Genomic DNA, 1,109 nt, shown 5'->3' on the forward strand with positions numbered 1-1,109 from the left:
CCACGACGCTCTACACCATATTCTTGCGCAAGCAAGCGATCAAAAGCACTCAAATCCGCAATCGTATGGCTGTTAAAACGCGCAATCCTTGCCGATAACGCCTTCGCATACCCCATAACCTTACGCACCGTTTCATCTTCTAATAAATCCGCAGGACGGATCAGACTAACCGGCACCAAAGCACCTTTCGCATCCTTCATATAACGCGTACCTTCAAGCTCAATTTGTTGATCCATCATCAACTTCCTCCTTTTTTTCTTGAAACCAACGAAACGGCATAACTTCCCCTGAAGAAAGCGCACAACCCGCTTTCAATTGCCAACGACACCGCAAAAGCTCATGACCTAAAATGTGGTTATAGCCAGCAAGACGGCGCAAATAATCATTCAATTCTCGAACATCTTTTGCACTCAAAAAAATGCCTTCCACTTCATGCTTGAGCAAAGCAGAGCGCAAAGCAACCAAGCACTCTCCCACCATATAAGGATCCCGTTCCATTATTTTTTCCCTCCAAAATCCATATGAATAACCGTTCCTCTCTCACACTCATCACTCTTGGCATGAAGAGCTTGACTACGACGGAAAACTTCCACGACTTGCTCCTCTAAAACCACATCGGCTTCCCCCAAACGGTGAATACTCAGTTCCAATTCAAGCGATAACGCCAAATCAACACATAATTTAAGCGGCTCTCCAATATCCAAACCACATTGATAGTCATCATAAAGACCAACAAGCGTATTCGATAATTCCATATTGCTTATCTCGCTCATGCCAATTCCTCCACATCACGGTTTTTCCATGCCGCTTTGACATGTTTCAGCCTCACCTCACTCCCATCACCAAGCGCTGCCATGCGGGCTAACATGATCGTCTTATCAATTTGCCGCAAAGCACCAGCCTTTAACCCAATACCGGTTAAAAACTTTATCGCACCAGCATCTGCAATCCCCCAATCATGAATACGCGCAGCAATATCTTCACTATAGGGCTTGCGACGTTTCAGATGCATCGCCAATCGGCTTTTAATTTGCGCATAAGAAGGTCCATTTTGACGATGAACCAAACGCCCTGAAATCTCATCATTCCCCACCAAAGCTAAACCGGTG

Annotated in this window: 3 protein-coding genes and 1 pseudogene; all 4 read right to left on the reverse strand. The window is 45.4% G+C overall.

The annotated features are described in order from the left end of the window. A partial coding sequence (locus BN338_RS07590) for a DUF3164 family protein (protein ID WP_425277465.1) occupies nucleotides 1–239 on the reverse strand: 239 nt, incomplete at its 3' end. Continuing rightward, nucleotides 220–498, reverse strand: coding sequence for a hypothetical protein (locus BN338_RS07595; RefSeq protein WP_019222472.1), 279 nt, complete (start codon nucleotides 496–498; stop codon nucleotides 220–222). The genes BN338_RS07595 and BN338_RS07590, both read right to left, overlap by 20 nt. Continuing rightward, complete coding sequence (locus BN338_RS07600; RefSeq protein ID WP_019222471.1) at nucleotides 498–773, reverse strand: hypothetical protein; 276 nt, start codon at nucleotides 771–773, stop codon at nucleotides 498–500. Before BN338_RS07600 ends, BN338_RS07595 begins: the two co-directional genes overlap by 1 nt. Continuing rightward, nucleotides 770–1,109, reverse strand: a pseudogene (locus BN338_RS07605) (AAA family ATPase); the annotation flags it as partial. The gene BN338_RS07600 and the pseudogene BN338_RS07605, both read right to left, overlap by 4 nt.

The sequence above is a fragment of the Bartonella queenslandensis AUST/NH15 genome (assembly GCF_000312585.1).
GTDB lineage: Bacteria > Pseudomonadota > Alphaproteobacteria > Rhizobiales > Rhizobiaceae > Bartonella > Bartonella queenslandensis_A.